The 213-nt window shown below is 39.4% G+C and carries 1 protein-coding gene; it reads right to left on the reverse strand.

Going from position 1 to position 213, the window contains the following annotated elements:
- Window positions 1–213, reverse strand: a 213-nt coding sequence (locus SLS51_RS24060; protein WP_323840951.1) for an ADP-ribosyltransferase, incomplete at both ends; no start/stop codon positions are given.

Raw genomic sequence — 213 nt, forward strand, 5'->3', positions numbered from 1 at the left:
TGGGAATCAAATTCTTTATCACCGTGATTCAAAACCTTTTCCACTAACATTTTTGACTCAGGGGGGAATAGCATCTCTGCTTCTCCTTTAAAATGAGCTGCGTCCCCTAAAATACGACCTTTATGGTTTGATTCAAGATTTATGACCAGAATAGTATCATTGACCCAAGCTTTATCTGGCGAGGTACTAAGAAACCCTTTTTCCGCAATGATG

Source organism: Photorhabdus africana, assembly GCF_035181445.1.
Lineage (GTDB): Bacteria > Pseudomonadota > Gammaproteobacteria > Enterobacterales > Enterobacteriaceae > Photorhabdus > Photorhabdus laumondii.